Annotated in this window: 14 protein-coding genes; 6 read left to right on the top strand and 8 right to left on the bottom strand. The window is 62.7% G+C overall.

Annotation, left to right across the window (positions count from 1 at the left end):
• Positions 1-10: 10 nt before the first annotated feature.
• Entirely contained in the window at positions 11-2,440 is a 2,430-nt protein-coding gene (locus GQB03_RS21650) for a two-component system response regulator (RefSeq protein ID WP_159693708.1), read from the bottom strand.
• Positions 2,437-4,230, bottom strand: a complete 1,794-nt coding sequence (locus GQB03_RS21645; protein WP_159693707.1) for a PAS domain-containing sensor histidine kinase — start codon at positions 4,228-4,230, stop codon at positions 2,437-2,439. The genes GQB03_RS21650 and GQB03_RS21645 overlap by 4 nt, the downstream gene beginning before the upstream one ends.
• Before the next feature lie 293 nt (positions 4,231-4,523).
• Here GQB03_RS21645 and dnaE point away from each other — a divergent pair, with 293 nt between their 5' ends.
• Positions 4,524-8,003 (top strand): DNA polymerase III subunit alpha, encoded by a 3,480-nt coding sequence (dnaE, locus tag GQB03_RS21640; protein WP_159693706.1) that lies wholly within the window; start codon positions 4,524-4,526, stop codon positions 8,001-8,003.
• Positions 8,004-8,102: 99 nt separating this feature from the next.
• On the opposite strand, the gene GQB03_RS21635 is transcribed toward dnaE, so the two are convergent.
• From GQB03_RS21635 to GQB03_RS21620, 4 genes are all read right to left on the bottom strand, one after another.
• Complete coding sequence (locus tag GQB03_RS21635) at positions 8,103-8,387, bottom strand: acylphosphatase (RefSeq protein WP_159693705.1); 285 nt, start codon at positions 8,385-8,387, stop codon at positions 8,103-8,105.
• Positions 8,384-10,072 carry a SulP family inorganic anion transporter gene (locus GQB03_RS21630; protein WP_159693704.1) on the bottom strand — a complete coding sequence of 563 codons (1,689 nt, stop codon included), beginning with the start codon at positions 10,070-10,072 and terminating at the stop codon, positions 8,384-8,386. Before GQB03_RS21630 ends, GQB03_RS21635 begins: the two co-directional genes overlap by 4 nt.
• A gap of 234 nt (positions 10,073-10,306) precedes the next feature.
• Complete coding sequence (metG, locus tag GQB03_RS21625) at positions 10,307-12,469, bottom strand: methionine--tRNA ligase (RefSeq protein WP_159693703.1); 2,163 nt, start codon at positions 12,467-12,469, stop codon at positions 10,307-10,309.
• Positions 12,470-12,551: 82 nt separating this feature from the next.
• Entirely contained in the window at positions 12,552-13,112 is a 561-nt protein-coding gene (locus tag GQB03_RS21620; RefSeq protein ID WP_159693702.1) for an OmpA family protein, read from the bottom strand.
• A 170-nt stretch (positions 13,113-13,282) separates the two neighbouring features.
• Between GQB03_RS21620 and apbC the strand changes: the two genes are divergently transcribed.
• The 4 genes from apbC (at position 13,283) to GQB03_RS21600 (ending at position 17,586) form a co-directional block, all read left to right on the top strand.
• Complete coding sequence (gene apbC, locus GQB03_RS21615; protein ID WP_159693701.1) at positions 13,283-14,377, top strand: iron-sulfur cluster carrier protein ApbC; 1,095 nt, start codon at positions 13,283-13,285, stop codon at positions 14,375-14,377.
• The gene (locus GQB03_RS21610; protein ID WP_159693700.1) at positions 14,377-14,574 is read left to right on the top strand and encodes an NF038104 family lipoprotein; all 198 of its coding nucleotides are present in this window, start codon (positions 14,377-14,379) and stop codon (positions 14,572-14,574) included. Before apbC ends, GQB03_RS21610 begins: the two co-directional genes overlap by 1 nt.
• 83 nt (positions 14,575-14,657) lie before the next feature.
• Entirely contained in the window at positions 14,658-15,224 is a 567-nt protein-coding gene (gene dcd / locus GQB03_RS21605) for a dCTP deaminase (protein ID WP_159693699.1), read from the top strand.
• A 112-nt stretch (positions 15,225-15,336) separates the two neighbouring features.
• Positions 15,337-17,586: an arginine/lysine/ornithine decarboxylase gene (locus tag GQB03_RS21600; protein ID WP_159693698.1), complete on the top strand. Its 2,250-nt coding sequence runs from the start codon at positions 15,337-15,339 to the stop codon at positions 17,584-17,586.
• 52 nt (positions 17,587-17,638) lie between these two features.
• Here GQB03_RS21600 and GQB03_RS21595 read toward each other — a convergent pair whose 3' ends face one another.
• Together GQB03_RS21595 and GQB03_RS21590 are read right to left on the bottom strand one after the other, a co-directional pair.
• Positions 17,639-18,139, bottom strand: coding sequence for a dihydrofolate reductase (locus GQB03_RS21595; protein WP_159693697.1), 501 nt, complete (start codon positions 18,137-18,139; stop codon positions 17,639-17,641).
• Positions 18,136-18,930, bottom strand: coding sequence for a thymidylate synthase (locus GQB03_RS21590; RefSeq protein WP_159693696.1), 795 nt, complete (start codon positions 18,928-18,930; stop codon positions 18,136-18,138). The genes GQB03_RS21595 and GQB03_RS21590 overlap by 4 nt, the downstream gene beginning before the upstream one ends.
• Positions 18,931-19,120: 190 nt before the next feature.
• Here GQB03_RS21590 and GQB03_RS21585 point away from each other — a divergent pair, with 190 nt between their 5' ends.
• Positions 19,121-20,590, top strand: a complete 1,470-nt coding sequence (locus GQB03_RS21585; RefSeq protein ID WP_159693695.1) for a hypothetical protein — start codon at positions 19,121-19,123, stop codon at positions 20,588-20,590.
• The last annotated feature ends 185 nt before the right edge of the window (positions 20,591-20,775 follow it).

Genomic DNA, 20,775 nt, shown 5'->3' with positions numbered 1-20,775 from the left:
GCTTTCCGCTTCAGATCGCCCTGCCGTGCGTGATCGCGTCGATCAATGCATCGATCGCACAGACATCGAGTGGCTTCGCGAACAGATAGCCCTGCGCTTCCTGGCAACCCCGCTCGGCCAGGAACTGCTGCTGCGCGATGGTCTCTACGCCCTCTGCGATGAGTTCCAGGCCAAGACTCCTGGCCAGCGCGACGATCGCGTCGGTGATACCCACGTCGTTGACGTCATCGGGCAGGTCCTTGACGAAGGAGCGGTCTATCTTGATGCGGTCGAGCGGCAGGTGCTTGAGCAGACTCAGTGACGAAAATCCGGTCCCGAAGTCGTCGATCGAGATCCCCACGCCCAGGCCCTTGAGACGGGTCAGCAATTCGCGGCTGTGTTCCACCCGCTGCAGGGTGCTCTCGGTGATCTCCAGCTCGAGTTGCGAGGCGGGGAAGCCGGTTTCCGCAAGCACCTCTTCGACCAGCGTGAAGAAACCGTCAGCGTTCATCTGCCGCACCGACACATTGACCGCCAGCCGAATCTCGCCGAACCCGCGATGGATCCAGCGCATTCCCTGTGTGCAAGCGGTGCGCAGCACCCAGCTGCCGATGTATTCGATAAGGCCGCACTCCTCGGCCACCGGGATGAAGCGGTCGGGCCCGATGCGGCCATGGGTGGGTTCATCCCAGCGGATCAGCGCCTCCACTCCGACCAGCCGGCCGTCGGCAATCCGCACCACTGGCTGGTACTGCAGCAGTAGTTGTTCGTTGGAGATTGCACGTAGCAGGCCTTGCTCGATGTGCAGCCGCTCCATCGCCCGCTCGGCCATGTCCGACGAATAGAACGCAAAGCGGTTGCGCCCCCGTTCCTTGGCACCATACATCGCGCTGTCCGCAGCCTTGACGAGCTCGCTGCCGCTGCCGGCATTGTCGGGGTAGAGGGCGATGCCGATACTGCCCGAGACGCTGACCCGCTCGGGGTCGAGGTCGACGCTGCCACGAATCTCGCAGAGCAGTTTCTCGGCGAGGCTGGCACAGTCCTCGAGGCGAAGCACTTCAGGCATGACAATCACGAATTCGTCGCCACCGAGGCGGATCGCGGTGTCGGTGCGTCGCAGTATCCGCGCGATGCGGGTCCCGATTTCCTTCAGCAGCCGATCACCCGAGGCGTGGCCCATGGTGTCGTTGATCAGTTTGAATCCGTCCAGATCGATGAACAGCAGGGCAACCCGGGTACCTTGCTGCTTCGCCCGCGAGATCTCCTTCTCGAGCGTGTCGTCGAGCATGTGGCGGTTGCCAAGGCCGGTGAGTGCATCGTGAAAGGCCAGGTGGCTTATCTGCGCTTCGGCCCTGCGCAGTGCTTCGGTGTCCGAGATGGCGATCACGTAATTGCCGATGCGGCCCTTCTTGTCGCGCACCGCGCAGAGGTGCTGCCAGGCCGGAAAGATGCTGCCGTCCTTGCGTCGGCAGGCCATTTCCCCGCTCCAGTGGTCACTGTCGCTCGAAGTCAGCCTGGCGTGGAAACTGTCGGCATGCCGTCTTGCATAAAGGAACTCGTCGGGGTTCTCACCCAGGGTTTCCTCCGGGCTGTAGCCGGTGAGGAGCTGGAAAGCCGGATTGGCGGCGATGACCCGGCCTTCGGTGTTGAGGATCAGGATGCCCTCGCCGCTGCTGCTGAACACCACGCTGGCGCGGCGCAGTTCCTCCTCGCGCTGGTGCTGGTCGGTGACATCGCGGATCACACCGAGCGCCCGCTGCAACTCGCCGTTCGGTGCGTGGTAGGTGCGCGCATGAAAATCGACCCAGCCGTTGCGACCGGTATTGGCCGAGCAGACCAGCTTGACCGTCGTGCTGATCGCGCCGCCCCGTGTCAGGGCGGTGGCAATGGCGCTCCTGTCATCGACGTCGATGTGTTTCAGGAAGGTCTCGCCGTGACCGTCCAGCGAATCCGGAATCTCGCCGAGTATCGATTCGAGGCTGCCCTGTCCGACGAAGGAGGCGTTCTCGGCATTCCACTCCCAGACGCCGAGATCTGCCGCGGCTACCGCCAGACGAAGTCGCTCCTCGCCCTTTTCCACTTCGAGCTCGGCTCCGCGGCGGGCGATGGCCATGCGCACCGCCGCCTGCAGGGCGCGCGTCTCCACCGGCTTGACCAGGTAACCGTACGGGCAGCTCGCCTCGGCTCGGTCGAGCGTGGCCTGTTCCGCGTAGGCGGTCAGGAAGATCACCGGGATGCGCTCCTTGTCCTGGATCGCCAGCGCCGCGGCAGTACCGTCCATCGGCCCGTCGAGATTGATGTCCATGAGGATCAGGTCGGGGCGGAGTTCGCCCGCCTTTGAAATCGCCTGCTCGCCACTGGAGGCGACGGAAACGACAGCGTGGCCGAAGGACTCCAGGGACTGGCGCAAGTCCAGGGCGACGATGCGCTCGTCTTCAACGATCATGATTCGGGCGTTCATGCTCCCTCCGCTGCGGCTGTGGCGATGTGCAATTCGAAACGGGTGCCGTGTTCGCGGTGGACAGTCCATTCGCCGTTGGCCTGTTCCGCCAGCAGCGGGATGAGTTGCATGCCGAGCGAGCTCGATACGCCCGGGATGACGTCGGCAGGCAGGCCGATGCCGTCGTCCGCCACGCTGATCACGCAATGTCCGTCGTCGGTGGCGACGAGCCCGACATCGATATGGCCGGCGCGCTGCTCCGGGAACGCGTGCTTGACGGCATTGGTGACGAGCTCGTTCACCAGCAGGCCGCATGGCACCGCGCTTTGCAGGCTCAGGAAGATCTCGCCCGGGGCGTCGACCCGCAGCGCGAAATTGGCCCGATTGCCCCGGTAGCCTTCCTGGAACAGCGCACACAGCCGCCGCAGGTAGGCCGACAGGTCTACCTGCGAGAAATCGTTGCGCTCGTAGAGCAACTGATGGATCAGCGCCATCGCCTTGACGCGGCCCTGGCTCTCCGCCAGAGCGCCCGCGACGCCGGGCTCGGCACCGCGTGCCTGCAGGTTGAGCAGGCTCGAGATGACCTGCAGGTTGTTCTTCACGCGGTGGTGAATCTCGTGCAGCAGGATGGTCTTTTCTTCGAGCGCCTTTTCGATCATGCGGCGGTCGGCCTTGCGGGTGGTGACGTCCTGGATCGTGGCGAGCACCATCGTGCCGGTCTCGGTCGGTATTGGATTCAGGCCGATCTCGACGGGGAATTCGCTTCCGTCGCTGCGTCGTGCATAGAGCTCCCTGCGGCCGGCCATGTCGCGCGCGGACGGCGCGCCCATGTAGCCTTGGAACAGGGCGCCGTGGGCCGGGCGGTGCCGCTCGGGCATCAGCATCTCGATGCCGTTGCCCAGCATTTCGCTGCGCGCGTAGCCGAAGATGGACTCCATGCCGGCGTTGACCAGTACCATCCGACCAGCCATGTCGACCATGGCGAGGCCGTCCGGCGCCGACTCGACGACCTGCCTGAAGCGCTGTTCGGACCGCAACAGGGCTGCTTCGCCTTCCTTGCGGGCGCTCACGTCGATCGCGCTGTAGACCAGATGACTGATGGTGCCCCGGTCATCGCGCATCGGCGAGAGCATCAGATCGATGGTGACGAAGGTGTTGCCCGCCAGGCGCTTGGTGATGTCGAAGCGCTGCGTGGCCCCTTCGGCGGCACGCTCGACGGCTTGCTGGATGCGCTCGCGCACGTTCTGGTCGAAGGTCCACCAGTAGCAGTCCCAGAAGCGTCGACCGCGCACGTCCTGGAGGGTGATTCCTGCTGCCTCGAGCGGCGCCCGATTGGCTTCGAGCAGGGTTCCGTCGGGCGCGAGCACGCCGACAAAAGCGAATATGTTGTCGAGAACGCCCTTGAGACGGCCCTGCTGCGCGGGCGGGGCATCGCCGGTGGCCGGGGTCACGACGAGGAGCACGCACGGCGGCGCCGAACCCACCGCCTGACAGCGACATTCCAGTTCGCCCGCAGGGGGGCTTTCTTCAGCAGAGCCTGGCCCGCTGGCGCGGGTCTGCCTGCCGGTCGTCAGGCTTTCGCGAAGTGGCGGCAGGAGCCGCTCGGGATCTATCGGCGGGACGGCCTCCACCGCTTTGCCGGTCAGCGCAACCGTGTCCGATCGCACGAGTGCGGCGAAATCGGGGTTCACGTCGATGTAGCGCAGCTGATCGTCGATCAGCGCGGCCGCCATTGGCAGTGCCTGCAGCACCGCTCGTCCGTCGACGGCGGACGTTTCGCTGGACGACCCCGAGGGCAGGTCCTTCAGCATTGCCTCTCTCCAAAATGCGCCCCCCGATTCCTGACCTCGTGTGGGGGCGCTTTACCGCTGCTTGCCCTCTGCCGGAGCAATTGATGCGCATGTGCGCCTGTCATTTCGGACTCTAGCCCGATGATCGCCGGATTGACAGAGGGCAGGCCGATTTTTTAACGCATTGTGCGTGTCGGCCTGCGTGAGGCGAACAGGGCGTGCGGATACTCGAACCCTTGCGCGCCGAGGTCCGCATGTCGGCTGCCCCTCTCCGAGTCTGCCGAGTGCGTCTCGGCACGGTAGAATTCCGACCCATGAATGCACCGCACCAGCCCCGCTTTGTTCACCTCCGTCTGCACACCGAATACTCCATTTCGGACGGTATTTCCCTGGTCGACCAGGCCATCTCGCGCGCGGCTGCGGATGGCATGCCCGCGCTCGGCATTTCCGACCTTGCGAACCTGTTCGGCATGGTCAAGTTCTACAAGGGGGCACGCAACAAGGGCGTCAAGCCGATCATCGGCTGTGATGTCTGGATCACCAACGAGGTGGAGCGCGACAAGCCCGCCCGGGCCTTGCTGATCTGCCGCAACCGCAAGGGCTATGGGCAGTTGTGCGAGCTGCTCACCCGCGCCTACCTCGAGAACAAGCACCGTGGTCGCGCGGAGATGCGTCGCGAGTGGTTCGAGGGCGGCGCGGTGTCCGACCTGATCTGCCTGTCCGGGGCGATGATGGGCGATGTCGGGGTGGCGCTCGGCAACGGCAACATCGCGCTCGCCGAGCAGCTCGCCAGCGACTGGGCGCGGCTGTTTCCGGATGCGTACTACATCGAACTGCAGCGCGCCGGCCTGCCCGGCGGCGAGCGCTATGTCCGCGACGCCTTGCTGCTGGCCGCGCGGCTGGCGTTGCCCGTCGTGGCGACCCACCCGGTGCAGTTTAACCAGCGCGAGGACTTCAAGGCGCACGAGGCGCGGGTGTGCATCTCGCAGGGCTACGTGCTTGCCGACAAGCGGCGCCCCAAGGATTTCACCGAAGAGCAGTACTTCAAAAGCCAGGACGAGATGTGCGCGCTGTTCGCGGACATCCCGGAAGCCCTCGAGAACGCCGTCGAGATCGCGCGACGTTGTTCGCTCACCGTCCAGCTGGGCAAGAACTTCCTGCCGCAGTTCCCCACGCCCGATGGCATGACGCTCGACGACTTCCTGATCGCGGAGGCCAAGCGCGGCCTGGAAGAGCGGCTTGCCGAGCTCTATCCGAACAGCGTCGATCGGGAGGCGCAGCGCCAGCGTTACGAGGACCGCCTCAAGTTCGAGACCGACACCATCATCCAGATGGGATTCCCGGGCTACTTCCTGATCGTGGCGGACTTCATCATCTGGGCCAAGGAGAACGGCGTGCCGGTGGGCCCGGGCAGGGGCTCCGGGGCGGGCTCGCTGGTGGCCTATTCGCTGCGCATCACCGACCTCGATCCACTGGCCTACGCCTTGCTGTTCGAACGCTTCCTGAACCCCGAGCGGGTATCGATGCCCGACTTCGACATCGACTTCTGCCAGGACAACCGCTACAAGGTCATCGAGTACGTGCGCCAGCGCTACGGCGCCGACGCGGTGAGTCAGATCGCCACCTTCGGCACCATGGCCTCCAAGGCGGTGGTGCGCGACGTGGGCCGGGTGTTGGACCTGCCATACGGCCTGTGCGATCGGCTCTCCAAGCTGATCCCGGTGGTGCAGAACAAGCCGCTCGGCCTCACCGAGGCGCGCGAGCAGGAGCCGCAGATCGGCGAGATGATGGCCGACCCGGGTGATGGCGAGTCGGTGTCCGAGCTGTGGGAGCTGGCCTTGCCGCTGGAGGGCCTGACCCGTGGCGTGGGCATGCACGCGGGGGGTGTGTTGATCGCGCCGGGCAGGCTCACCGATTTCTGTCCGCTCTACATTGCCGACGGCGAGGATGCCACGCCGGTGTCGCAGTTCGACAAGGACGACGTCGAGGCGGTCGGGCTGGTGAAGTTCGACTTCCTCGGGCTGCGCAACCTCACCATCATCGAACTCGCCCTCAAGTACGTCGAACAGCTTACCGGCGAACGGCCGGACCTGATGAGCCTGGGATTCGAGGACCCCGCGGCCTACCAGATCCTCAAGGATGCCAATACCACCGCGATCTTCCAGGTGGAATCGGAGGGCATGAAGAAGCTGCTCAAGAAGCTTGCCCCCGATCGCTTCGAGGACATCATCGCGGTGCTGGCGCTCTACCGTCCGGGCCCGTTGGGCTCCGGGATGGTGGACGACTTCATCCTGCGCAAGAAGGGCCAGCAGGAGATCGACTACTTCCACCCGGACCTCAAGGCCTGCCTGGAGCCGACCTACGGCGTGATCGTGTACCAGGAACAGGTGATGCAGATCTCGCAGATCATCGGCGGTTACACGCTTGGTGGTGCGGACATGCTGCGCCGCGCGATGGGCAAGAAGAAGCCCGAGGAGATGGCCAAGCACCGCGAGACCATCGCCGCGGGGGCGAAGCAGAAGGGCTACGATCCGGCGCTGGCCGAGCAGCTCTTCGACCTCATGACCAAGTTCGCGGAGTACGGCTTCAACAAGTCGCACACCGCGGCCTACGCCGTGGTCACTTACCATACCGCCTGGCTCAAGGCTTACCACTGCGCGGCCTTCATGGCGGCCACCATGTCGTCCGACATGGACAACACCGACACGGTGAAGATCTTCTACGAAGACACCGTGGCCAACGGCGTGAAGGTGCTGCCGCCGGACGTCAACGCCTCGCATTACCGCTTCGTGCCGACCGATCCGAAGACCATCCGCTACGGCCTTGGCGCGGTCAAGGGCTGCGGCGAGCCGGCGGTGCTGGCGATCATCGCGGCTCGCGAGAAGGACGGGCCGTTCAAGGATTTCTTCGATTTCGCCAACCGGGTGGATCGGCGCTCGGTGAATCGCCGGGTTTTCGAGGCGCTGATTCGAGCCGGCGCCTTCGATGCGCTCGACAAGGACCGTGCCAAGCTCATGGCCTCGGTGGGCGTGGCCATGGAGGCCGCCGAGCAGGCCGCCGCCAACGCCATGCAGGGCGGCCTCTTCGACATGCTGCCCGATGCGGGTGGACCGATGGCCGAGTATGCCAGGGTGCGTCCGTGGACCGAGCGCGAGCTGCTCAAGGAAGAAAAGATCGCGATCGGCTTCTTTCTGTCGGGTCACCCGTTCAATGCCTTCCGCAGCGAGGTCCGGCGCTTTGTCTCGCGGCCGCTCGTCAAGCTCGAGCCCTCACGCGAGCTGGTGCTGCTGGCCGGTGTCGTGATGGAGGTCCGCGCCAAGATGACCGCGCGTGGCAAGATCGCCTTCGTCACCATCGACGACGGGTCGCAGCCACGCGAGTTGTCGGTGTTTTCCGAACTGTTCGACAAGGAGCGCGGAAAGATCGTGGTGGACGAGGTGCTGGTGGCCGAGGCGAAGGTCAGCAACGACGATTTCAGCGGGGGCTACAGAGTCGTCGCTGAGCGCCTGCTGACGCTTGGCGAGGCGCGTGCGCGCTTCGGCAAGGGCCTGCAGATCCGCCTCAACGGCGAAGTCGCCGAGAGTGGCGGACCGCTTGCGGCAGCCGATCGTCTGCAGTCGCTCCTCACGCCTTTTCGCGATGGGGGCTGTCCGGTGCGGGTGCGCTACCGTAATGGCGATGCCGAGGCGGATCTGCCGCTCGGCCAGGGGTGGTCCGTGCGGCCGGAAGACGCGCTGCTCGAAGGCCTGCGCGAATGGCTCGCGCCGGAAGCGGTGGAGATCGTGTATTCGTGAGGCCCGTGCCGGTTGGCAGCCTGCTCCCCATGACCCTGGCGCAGCGGGCGTCCAGGGCCGGATACGGCGGGTGGGGGTGACGAATCCGGCTGCCGAGCTCTAGGCGTCCGGCAACATCCGGAAGCCCGACGCCTCCGGAAGATCGGCGGCCATCACCTCGACCCGGTCGACCCGTGCAGCCGGGGGGCCGGTACGGCACCAGTCGACGAAGGCTTCGACGGCTTCGCGACTTCCGACGGCCAAGGCTTCCACCGTACCGTCCCGACGATTGCGTACCCACCCGTCGATGCCGATGCGCTGTGCTTCGCGGATTGCCGATGCGCGGTAGCTCACGCCCTGCACCAGGCCGCTGATCGACAGGCGGTAACAGGCTGCTTCGTTCATGTCCCTGCCTCCTTGTTCTTTGGCGGGATTCGCTGGGCGCGCATCAAGGCCTCGGTGATGTTGCCGGCAACGTTCTCGTCGCCGAGCTTGTCCAGGAAGCCCGAGCGGAACACCAGCGAGCCCGGTTGCGAATTGAGATCGCAGAGTATCAGCGTAGCACCGGTCTTCTTGAGGTCGCGATGCAGGGTCTGCAGGATGTCGAGGCCGGTGGTGTCGATGTTGATGACCTTGTCCATGTCCAGGATCACCACGTCCGGATTTCCTTCGCGCCGCAGCAGCATGTTCTCGAGCTTGTTGGCGGCGCCGAAGAACAGGCTACCGTACATCCGGTAGGCGACGATCCGCGGCGTCCCGTCGGCCCGGGAGAGGGCTTCGACGCCGTAGTAGTCCTCGAGCGGGATGCGCTCCATGCGGGTGAGGTCCGACATGCGGTAGATGAAGAACAGGCTCGCCAGTACCATGCCGATCTCCACCGCGAGGGTGAGGTCGAACACCACGGTAATGAAGAAGGTGCCGAGCAGGATGGTGCGGTACTGGTTGGAGTAGCGCGCCAGTTCCTTCGGCGCGAAGGCGTGCCACTCGCCCATGTTGATCGACACCACCACCACTACGGCCGACAGTGTGGCGAGCGGGATGTACTTGGCCAGCGGCGCAAGCACCAGCACCACCGCCAGCAGCACCAGGGCATGGACCATGCCCGCAACCGGGGTGCGACCGCCGGAGCGGATGTTGGTGGCGGTGCGGGCGATGGCGCCGGTGGCGGCAAAGCCGCCGAACAGCGGTGCGACGAAGTTGGCGACGCCCTGGGCGAGCAGTTCCTGGTTGGGGTTGTGGCGGTCGTCGATCTGGCTGTCGGCCACCCGTGCGGAGAGCAGTGATTCGATTGCGCCGAGCAGGGCGATGGTGATCGCCGGCGCGATCAGTTTGCCAAGCGTGCCAAGCGACAGGTCGGGAAATGAAAAGGCCGGGATCTCTTGCGGGATGCCGCCGAAACGGCTGCCGATGGTGTCTACCGGGAGATTCAGGAAGGCATTTGCGGCGGTGGCGACCACCAGCACGCCCAGCGGGCCGGGGGCGCGACGCAGGAAGGTGAGCCGGGTGGCCAGGCGGTTCCAGCCGAGCAGTACGCCTAGCGAGGCCACGGCAAGCAGCACGGTGGGTGGATGGATGGTGTGGAGGTGGCTCGCCAGCGAGGCCATCTTGCCGAAGAATTCGCCCGGCAGATCGGCGATCGAGAGGCCCAGGAAATCCTTGATCTGGGCGATGAAGATGACGACCGCGATGCCGTTGGTGAAGCCGATCACCACCGATAGCGGGATGAAACGGATCATGTTGCCGAGCTTGAAGGCGCCCATTGCGAACAATATGACGCCCGCCAGCATGCTGGCGATGAGCAGGTTCTGGACACCGTAGTCCATCACGATGGCGTAGATGATGGGGATGAAGGCGCCGGTGGGGCCGCCGATCTGGACCCGTGAACCCCCCAGCAGCGATATCAGCAGGCCGGCGACGATCGAGGTCCAGATGCCGGCCGTGGGTGACATGCCACTGGCGATCGCAAAGGCCATTGCCAGGGGCAGTGCGAGCACCCCGACGGTGAGTCCGGCCGATACGTCGTGGGCGAATTGGGTCTTGCCGTAACCCGGCAAGGTGTCGAGCAACTTCGGATGAAACTGGAACTTCATGATGCCTCCGCAAATCTTCAATCGGGATCGAAGCGGCGCGCGGGATGCACGCCGCGCGGGAGGCTGTTGCCCGGTCCGGTACGGTGCTGGACGATCCATCGTTTGCTGGGCGTCAGGGGCATGCGTGTCGGGGCTGGGAGGAAAGAAATGAAGCGCTATTTTTTGCGCTGCACGGTCGCGTGGTCAACGAAAAACGGGCCGCAGTGCGACCCGTTGCTGTATGGCGGACGTCGATCACTTGACCCGCATGCCAGCCGTCGCGCCGGCATCGGGCGAGAGGATGAAAAGCCCGGGCACTTCGCCGCTGGTGTCAGAGGCGGCGAGCACCATGCCTTCGGAGAGGCCGAACTTCATCTTGCGCGGGGCGAGGTTGGCCACCATGACCGTGTGCCGGCCAACCAGCGTGGCCGGATCGTAGGCTGACTTGATGCCGGCGAATACCTGGCGGTGGCGAGGTGCGCCGTTCTCGGTCTCGCCGATGTCAAGGGTCAGCCGGATCAGCTTGTCGGCGCCTTCAACGTGCTCGGCATTGACGATACGGGCGATGCGCAGGTCGACCTTGGTGAAGTCCTCGATGCCGATCAAGGTTTCGCCGCCTGCCGCCTGCGCGGCCTCCCTCTGCGCGACGTGCGCCTGCTGTTCGCCGTGGCGCTGCTGCGACGAGGCTGCCTTGGTCGCCGCCTTCGCCTCGGTCGGCGCCAGCGAAGCCTTGTTGGCTTCCAGGAGCGCATCGATCTGCTTGCGCTCGACGCGGGTCATGAGGTGCTTGTACGTGCTGATGGTGTGGCCGGCCGGCAAGGGGTTTGCCACGTCGTCCCACGTCATTGCGGGGATCTGCAGGAAGGCTTCGACCTCGGCCGCCAGTGCGGGGAGCACCGGCTTGAGGAAGCCGGCCAGCGCCTTGAAGAGGTTGATGGCGGTGGAGCATACGCAGTGCAGGCGCGCGTCCTCGCCGTCGGCCTTGGCCAGCTCCCAGGGCTTTTCGTCATTGACGTACTGGTTGGCGATGTCGGCGAGTCGCATGATCTCGCGCAGGGCGCGACCGTAGTCGCCAGACTCGTAGGCGGCTGCGACGTCTCCGGCGTCCGCGGCGCGACGGTATTCGTTGAGCACCGCCTCGTCACTTGTCCCGAGCGATCCGCCGAAGCGCTTGCCGATGAAGCCTGCGCAACGGCTCGCGATATTGACGAACTTGCCGACCAGGTCCGAATTGACTTTGGCGATCATGTCGTCGAGGCTGAGGTCGACGTCTTCCATGGTGCCGTTGGACTTGGCCGCAAAGTAGTAGCGCAGCCATTCCGGGTTGAGCTTCTGCTCGGTGTAGGAGCGGGCGGTGATGAAGGTGCCGCGACTCTTCGACATCTTGGCGCCATCGACCGTCAGGAAGCCATTCACGCACAGCCGGGTCGGCGTACGGTAGCCGGCGAACTTGAGCATCGCGGGCCAGAACAGGGCGTGGAAGTAGAGGATGTCCTTGCCGATGAAGTGCACCATCTCGGTGCCCGCCTCGGCAGCCGGCCCGGCTTCGGTGTAGGCGGCCACGTCGATTGCGGGGTTCCGCTCGCCGAGATTTCGGAAGCTCGCGAAATAGCCGATTGGCGCATCCAGCCAGACGTAGAAGTATTTTCCGGGAGCGCCGGGAATCTCGAAGCCGAAATAGGGGGCGTCGCGCGAGATGTCCCAGTCCGAGAGCTTGTTCTCGCCGGCCTCGCCAAGCCACTCCTTCATCTTGTTGGCGGCTTCGGCTGGCAGGCGGCGAATGCCGTCGAGGTTGGCGCCCTGGGTCCACTCGCGCAGGAATCCGACCGCGCTCTCATCCGAGAGGCGGAAGAAGTAGTGGTCCGAGTTACGGAGGACCGGCGCGGCGCCGGAAACCGCGGAATAGGGGTTCTTGAGCTCGGTGGGGGCGTAGGCCGCACCGCAAACCTCGCAGTTGTCACCATACTGATCGGCCGCACCGCACTTCGGGCATTCGCCCTTGATGAAGCGGTCGGGCAGGAACATTTCCTTGACCGGATCGTAGTACTGCTCGATGGAGCGGGTGTCGATCAGCTTTGCCGCCTGCAGCTTGCCGTAGATGTCTTCCGCATACCAGCGGTTCTCGGGCGAGTGAGTGGAATGATAGTTGTCGAAGGCGACGCCGAAGTCGGTGAAATCGCGTAGGTGCTCGCCATGGACCCGCGCGATCAGCGCCTCGGGTGTCACCCCTTCCTTTTCCGCCCGCAGCATTATCGGCGTGCCGTGGGTGTCGTCGGCGCAGACATAGTGCACCGTATTGCCGCGCATGCGTTGGTAGCGTACCCAGATGTCGGCCTGGATGTAACCCACCAGGTGACCGAGATGAATGTCGCCGTTGGCGTACGGCAGGGCGTTGGTAACGAGAATCTTGCGCGGCATGTTCGGGAGCTTCGACAAAAGCAGGAAGTCTATCAAAAGCGCGGGCTGCGAATTCGCCCGTTCTCTCTATCAGTGGCGAGCTTCACTTCAGGATGATCTCGATCCGCCGATTCGCCTCGCGGCCCTCTGGGGTGCCATTGTCTTCCAGAGGGCGGCTCTCGCCGCGACCTTCCGCGTCGATGCGCGGTGCGGCGATGCCTCGATCGAGCAGATATTGCCGGACCGCGTCGGCTCTCCGCAGGGACAGCTCCTGATTGTAGAGTTCGCGGCCGATGCTGTCGGTATGGCCCTCAATCGTCGCCCGGGCGGCGGGTTCCGCAATCAGGATTTCGGCGATTCGGTCGAGGGCCGGATAGGCGCCGTGACGAACCTCGGTGCTGCCGGAACCGAACATCATCGACCCCGGCAGACGCAGGCTCTGTGATCCATCGCTGGCGGCAATGGTCTTCACCCCGACCTCTGCGAGCCGGGCGCTGCGGGTCGCATCGATGTATGCAACGGGGGTGGTTGATTCACGAGCGGGAACCTGGTCCCGGGCGTTGGGCGCGTTCGCGGCTGCCTGATCCGCAGGTTTCGTGGAGGTGATCGCACAAGCGGCGACCATGGGGATCAGCATCAGTGCGATGCAGTTCCGGAAAGACATCGGTTCGGGACTCCCTGGCTGGATGCCGCGTCGACGATGACGCGGCCTGACGATGCCCGAATGATAACCGCAGCTTTTTCGCCGCGCTTTGCGTAGCCGTGTCGCAAGCTTGAGTATCATGGATGCGGGAGGGTGCCTGGGCACCCGGCGAACACAGGATGGAGAGGCAGATGAGTCTAGCTGTTGAGCAGGTAACGGAAGCGCTGAAGACGATTGTTGATCCCAATACCGGGAAGGACCTGATCTCTTCCCGCGTCGTGCGCAATCTGAAGGTGGATGGCACGCGGGTGTCCTTTGACGTCGAGCTCGGCTATCCGGCACGTAGCCAGATCGGCGCGCTGCGCAAGATCATCACCGGGCAGCTGGGCGCCGCGTTGCCGCAGATCTCCGAACTGGCGCTGGAGATTCACAGCCACATCGTCGCGCATTCGGTCCAGCAGGGTGTCAGACTCATGCCCGGAGTGAAGAACATCGTCGCGGTGGCGTCCGGAAAGGGCGGGGTCGGCAAGAGCACCACCGCGGTCAATCTCGCGCTCGCACTGGCTGCCGAAGGGGCCAGGGTCGGGATTCTCGACGCAGACATCTACGGCCCCTCGCAGCCGCAGATGCTGGGCATCGCTGACCACAAGCCCGAGTCCTTCGACGGCAAGACCATGCAACCGCTCGAAGCGCACGGCCTGCAGGTGATGTCGATCGGTTTTCTGGTGGATGTGGAAACGCCGATGGTATGGCGTGGCCCGATGGCGACCCAGGCGCTCAAGCAACTGATGGGCGAAACCAACTGGACCGATCTCGATTATCTTGTGGTGGACATGCCGCCGGGCACCGGCGACATCCAGCTCACCCTCTCGCAGGCGGTGCCGGTGACCGGGGCCGTGGTCGTTACCACGCCGCAGGATATTGCCCTGCTCGATGCGCGCAAGGGGTTGAAGATGTTCGAGAAGGTCGGGATTCCGATCCTCGGCGTGGTGGAGAACATGTCGATTCACATCTGCTCGAAATGCGGCCATGAGGAGCATATCTTCGGAAGCGGCGGCGGTCAGAAGATGTGCGACGACTACGGTGTGCCATTCCTCGGGGCTCTGCCGCTCGATCTCGGCATCCGAGAACAGACCGATTCGGGTGTGCCGACCGTGTGCCAGGATCCCGACGGGCGCATTGCGGCCCTGTACAAGGAGATCGCCCGCAAGGTCGCGATCAGGATCGCCGAGAAATCCAAGGACATGACCCACAAGTTCCCCAACATCGTGGTGCAGAACACCTGATGCGGCTAGCGGTCCTTGTCCGCGCCGTTGTGCCGGCCGCACTTGTGATCTCCCTGCAGGGCTGCGTTGTCGCGACGGTGGCCGGTACCGCGGTGGGGGCTGGAATCGAGGTCGCGAAGATTCCTTTCAAAGTCGGGGGCGCGGTTTATGACGTGGCTACCGATGGCGATGACAAGGACGGGGCCGGTGGCGACTAGCGGGGTCATGCTTGGATATCGCTGTGATTGTTGCAGGCGCTGCTTTCTGTGAGAATGCGCGGTTTATTTGCTGGGGGCGCGACGTGAGCATCAAGTCCGACAAGTGGATTCGCCGCATGGCGGAAAACGAAGGCATGATCGAGCCGTTCGCGCCGGATCTGGTGCGCGCCAATGAAACCGGCAAGATCGTTTCCTACGGCACGTCCAGCTACGGATATGACGTCCGTTGTGCCAACGAATTCAAGATCTTCACCAATATCAATTCGACGATCGTCGATCCCAAGAACTTCGATGAGCGCAATTTCGTGGATTTCGTTGGTGATGTATGCATCATCCCGCCGAACTCGTTCGCACTCGCCCGTACCGTCGAATATTTCCGCATCCCGCGCAGCATCCTGACCGTGTGCCTCGGCAAGAGCACCTACGCGCGCTGCGGCATCATAGTAAACGTGACGCCGCTGGAGCCCGAATGGGAGGGGCATGTGACGCTGGAGTTTTCCAACACCACGCCGCTGCCCGCGAAGATCTATGCCAACGAGGGCATTGCGCAGATGCTGTTCTTCGAATCGGACGAGGTCTGTGCGACGTCGTACCGGGATCGTGGAGGCAAATATCTCGGGCAGACGGGTGTAACCTTGCCCAAGATATAGCGGATCTGTCACGCAGGACGTTTACACTCACGCCGGGCCGCATGCGATTCATGTCGGCCCGTTGTCTTTTGGATTGACTGTCGCGGGGGCCGGGCCCCCGATGGAGCCTGGCATGCGGTTTCACTTTCCCATCATCATCATCGACGAGGATTTCCGTTCGGAAAATACCTCGGGCCTCGGCATCAGAGCGTTGGCAAAAGCCATCGAGGATGAGGGCATGGAGGTGCTGGGGGTTACCAGCTACGGTGATCTGACTTCATTCGCCCAGCAGCAGAGCAGAGGTTCTGCGTTCATCCTTTCGATCGACGATGAAGAGTTTTCATCCCCGGATGCCGCAACCAAGGCGGTTGCAGACCTGAAGGATTTCGTTCACGAGATCCGGCATCGCAACGCCGACATACCGATCTTCCTGCATGGAGAGACCCGCACTTCGCGCCACATTCCCAACGAGGTGTTGCGCGAACTGCATGGTTTCATCCACATGTTCGAGGATACGCCGGAGTTCATCGCCCGATACGTGATGCGCGAGGCCAAGGCTTACCTCGACAGCCTGCCCCCGCCGTTTTTCCGAGCCTTGACTCACTATGCGGCCGATGGCTCATATTCGTGGCACTGCCCTGGCCATTCGGGCGGCGTGGCGTTTCTGAAGAGCCCTGTGGGGCAGATGTTCCACCAGTTCTTCGGCGAAAACATGCTGCGCGCCGACGTCTGCAATGCGGTCGACGAACTCGGTCAATTGCTGGATCACACCGGGCCGGTGAACGCGTCCGAGCGCAACGCCGCGCGAATCTTCAACGCTGACCATCTGTTCTTCGTCACCAATGGCACGTCGACGTCGAACAAGATCGTGTGGCACTCAACGGTCGCGCCCGGTGATACCGTGGTGGTCGATCGGAATTGCCACAAATCGATCCTGCACGCGATCATCATGACCGGGGCGATCCCCGTTTTCCTGATGCCTACGCGCAATCATTTCGGGATCATCGGGCCGATTCCCAAGAGCGAGTTCGAGTGGGAGAACATTCAGCGCAAGATCGACGCCAACCCGTTCATCGAGAACAAGGCTGCCAAACCGCGAGTGCTCACCATTACCCAGAGCACCTACGACGGGGTGTTGTACAACGTCGAGGAGATCAAGGAACTGCTCGACGGCCGCATAGATACGCTGCATTTCGACGAAGCCTGGTTGCCGCACGCCGCGTTCCACGAATTCTACGGGGACTATCACGCGATCGGCGCGGATCGCCCTCGCTGCTCGGATTCGATGATGTTCGCGACGCAGTCGACCCACAAGCTTCTGGCGGGCCTGTCACAGGCTTCGCAGGTATTGGTGCAGGATTCCAAAACGCGGGCGCTGGACTATCACAGCTTCAACGAGGCGTATCTGATGCATACCTCGACTTCTCCGCAGTACGCCATCATCGCCAGTTGTGATGTCGCCGCGGCGATGATGGAGGCGCCGGCGGGCACGGCGCTGGTCGAGGAGTCGGTCAGCGAAGCACTCGATTTCCGTCGGGCGATGCGCAAGGTCGACGAGGAATTTGGCAGCGCCGACTGGTGGTTCAAGGTGTGGGGGCCGGACTACCTCTCCGAGGACGGCATGGCCCTGCGCGAAGACTGGACCTTGAGGGCAGGCGAACGCTGGCACGGTTTCGGCCAGTTGGCCGAAGGCTTCAACATGCTCGATCCGATCAAGGCAACGGTGATCACGCCGGGCCTTGACGTGGATGGGGATTTCGCCGATTGGGGCATCCCTGCTGGCGTCCTGACAAAGTATCTTGCCGAGCACGGGATCGTGGTGGAAAAGACGGGGCTCTACTCGTTCTTCATCATGTTCACCATCGGCATCACCAAGGGTCGCTGGAACACTATGGTGACCGAGTTGCAGCAGTTCAAGGACGACTACGATCGCAATCAGCCGCTCTGGCGTGTCATGCCGGAATTTATCGCCAAGCATCCGCGTTACGAGAAGATCGGCCTGAAGGATCTTTGTGTCCAGATCCACGATTTTTACAAGCTGAACGATGTCGCTCGGCTCACCACCGAGATGTATCTCTCGGACATGGTTCCCGCAATGCGGCCTTCGGACGCATTCGCCAAGATGGCGCATCGGGAGATCGAACGTGTGCCCATCGACGAACTGGAAGGGCGGGTTACGGCGATGTTGGTGACACCCTACCCGCCCGGCATTCCCCTTTTGATTCCCGGGGAGCGGTTCAATCGCACGATTGTCCGGTATCTCCAATTCGTCCGCGAGTTCAATCTGCGCTTCCCCGGCTTTGAAACTGATGTGCATGGCCTGGTGAGCCAGCGAGAGAATGGCCGGATCGATTATTTTGTGGATTGCGTCAAGCAGGGCTGAGCCGGGACGGGAGCGAACACCTATCCGGTGACGGTGCCTTCCCCAGGCGACGTCACCGCTTTCGTCTGTAGGTCACGAAGTCGAAAGTGTGATCGTTGTCAGCATCAGCCTGATGATGTTCACGGAAGATTTCGATGTACTGTTTGCGATCAAATTCCGGGAAGAAAGCGTCTCCCTGAATCGAGGCATCGACTTCCGTGAGTTCCAGCGCATCAGCGATTGGCAGTGCCATAGCGTAGATCTGCGCACCTCCGATAACGAAGATCCTTGGCGCGTCTGCACATTTCCGCACGGCATCGTCAAGCGATGCGACGACATGTGCGCCTTCCGCTCGATAATTTCGGTTGCGACTGATCACCATGTTGTGTCGTTCGGGGAGCGGACGTCCGAGCGATTCCCAGGTTTTGCGCCCCATGATAACCGGGCAGCCTGTAGTCAGGTTTTTGAAGCGCTGCAGGTCGGCTTTGAGGCGCCACGGCAATCGATTTTCTATGCCGATTACCCCGCGCTTGCCAATGGCCGAGATGAGGATCAGCTCTGTCTTGCCGTTCATACTGCGACTGGGGCGGCGATGTGGGGGTGAGGATCGTAACCCTCCAGCAGAAAATCTTCGTATCGGAAGTCGCCGATTTCTCGGACCTCGGGATTCAGCCGCAGTCTTGGAAGAGGGCGCGGCGTACGCGCTAGTTGTAATCGGGCCTGCTCGAGATGGTTGGTGTATAGATGGCAGTCGCCGCCGGTCCAGACGAAATCGCCGGTTTCGAGGTTGCAGATCTGAGCAAGCATCATGGTCAGCATCGCATACGAAGCGATATTGAATGGAACCCCGAGGAAGATGTCTGCGCTTCGCTGGTAGAGTTGGCACGAGAGACGACCGTCCGCGACGTAAAGCTGGAAGAGCGCGTGACAAGGTGGCAGCGCCATGTAGTCTACGTCGGCGGGGTTCCAGGCCGAGACGATGTGACGACGCGAATCGGGATTGCTGCGCAGCCCGTCAACCAGTTTCTGTAGTTGATCGACCTCGGCCCCGGTCGGAGTCGCCCAGTGTCGCCATTGCTTGCCATATACCGGACCAAGTTCGCCGTCCTCGTCGGCCCAGTCGTCCCAGATCGATACGCCGTTTTCCTTCAGGTAGCGAATGTTTGTTTCGCCGCGGATGAACCAGAGTAGCTCGTGAATGATCGACCGCGTATGCAGTTTCTTGGTCGTCAACAATGGGAATCCGTGTTGCAGATCGAAACGCATCTGCCAACCAAAGACGGAGAGCGTTCCCGTACCAGTCCGGTCTTGCTTGTAGTGTCCGTTCTCAAGAACATGGGACATCAAGGAAAGATACTGTCGCATACCGCATGCCTCATTTTAATCCTCGGATTCTACTGCCAAAGTGCCGCCGGGGCTCCGGCTGCACGCCAGGTATCTCCAGACGAACGGCTGTTTGGGTCGTCGCAGCGGCAGGTCGGGCCGCGAGGCGATTGTGATAATCTGACAAAAAACTAAAAGAACGCGGAGGCATTGCCTCATTGCAGGGGCTCAAATGGAAAGAATCTCCCCAGCTTTTTCTGTGACCCCGGCTCCGGGAGGCATCGTGCAGCCGCTCAAGGCAACAGCCCGGTCGGTCGAGTCTCCTGCCGAAGCGGTCAGGCTCTCCCAACGTTTGGCGTGCGAATGTCTTGCAAGGCTGGAAGGGCCGGGCATCAATCCGGTTCTGCGTCTTTTCAAACTGGATGAGTCCACCCAGAGCCATGTGCGGAGACTGCTCGAGCGCCTTGTTGAAGTGCCGCAGGGTGGGACTGCCCAATGGTTGGCCGATTGGCGTAGTGGCAGGGGATTTCTCGACACACTTTCCTGTGCGTATCTAGAAGCGCTGAGAACGCGGGCCCCTGACGGCGTAGCAAAAACGGCGGTTCACGCCGAGTTGCTCGCCCGTCTCATTCGTGCCGGCGCGAATCTCTTGAAGTGGGACTACCTCCGCTACGGCCCTGTCGAAAACGAGCTGTGGGTGTTCATGGGAGCAGCGTATCTGGAGGCTGAGCGCACGGGCATGTCGAACATGCTTGTTTCGTTGCGCAAGGACAGGGGGACGCAAACATCTGTCGAGAGAGAGTTCATCCGGGCTGTTGCTCTGGGCTGCGCATCCTTGGACCAACTGTCGCCCGATAGTATCGAGATTGCCGACCGGCTTGTCCGCTATGTCCTGCCCGCGCTCCGTATTTCGACGCAGCCTTCGTCGGGGGCGTGTTTCGGGCTTCAGGTCGGATTGCCTGCGTCCCCTAGTCGTGTTGCGGCGGGGCTCACTTCTCGTGAGTTTCAGCGTTATTTCCTGCCGGCTGCGGTGGGCGGCGTTTTCGATGAGCTTGCGTCGGTTATAGAGCGAGGGTTAGTGCCCGCCGCTATCGCGACCGGTCCGCGGGCGAGGGAAAGAGTCTTGGCAACCCTGTTTCACCTGCGCCGGCTTTGGTCAGACACACCGCCGATGCGAAGGTACAGACGTCACGCGCTTTCCGCCCGTTTTGGCAGCATATGCGGACTCGAGAATCTGAGTGCCTGTTTGGTTGGTGACGCGCCATTGTGGTCCGAGAGGGCCGAATGGATGTTGTGTAATGTCAGCAGGGGTGGGGTGGGGCTCCTTGTGCCGGTCGAGGACGGCAGCAGGGTCCGAATCGGAGAATTGGTCGGCTTGCGTATGGAAGACGGGGTCGCGTGGCAGGTCGGGGTGATTCGACGGATTGCCCAGGCGGCGGAAGGTCCGGCTTTTGTTGGCGTGGAGTTGATAGCCAGAGACCCGACGGTGGTTCTCGCGGACGATGGTCGTGTGGCTAGCGAAGTGCTGCTTTGCGATCCGATCCGGCAAGGACGAACCGTGCGCCTTGCCGGATCGGCTGATGCGTTGCCCGTGAATGGCATCGTTTATCTGAATCTCGATGGCCGCATCTTGAAGCTCAAGCCCATTGCGCTAATGGTTCGGGGGAATGACTTTGTCCTCCGGAACTATCAATTGCTGTGAATTCGCATGCGCGTCGCGCCGCCTGCCGGCGCTCCTAAAAGAGTGATGATTTTCCTAATGTGTTGACGGTCTAGATTTGGTGTGTATAATTCGCCGCTCTCGTTGCTTGGCGGGGTTTTGCGGGGCGATGAGGGGTTGATGGATGCGGCGGGTTGTTAAAAATAATTCGCTGGATGTATTGACAA

The organism is Cognatazoarcus halotolerans (assembly GCF_009800965.1).
GTDB lineage: Bacteria > Pseudomonadota > Gammaproteobacteria > Burkholderiales > Rhodocyclaceae > Cognatazoarcus > Cognatazoarcus halotolerans.
This window is presented reverse-complemented; position numbering and strand designations above follow the sequence as displayed.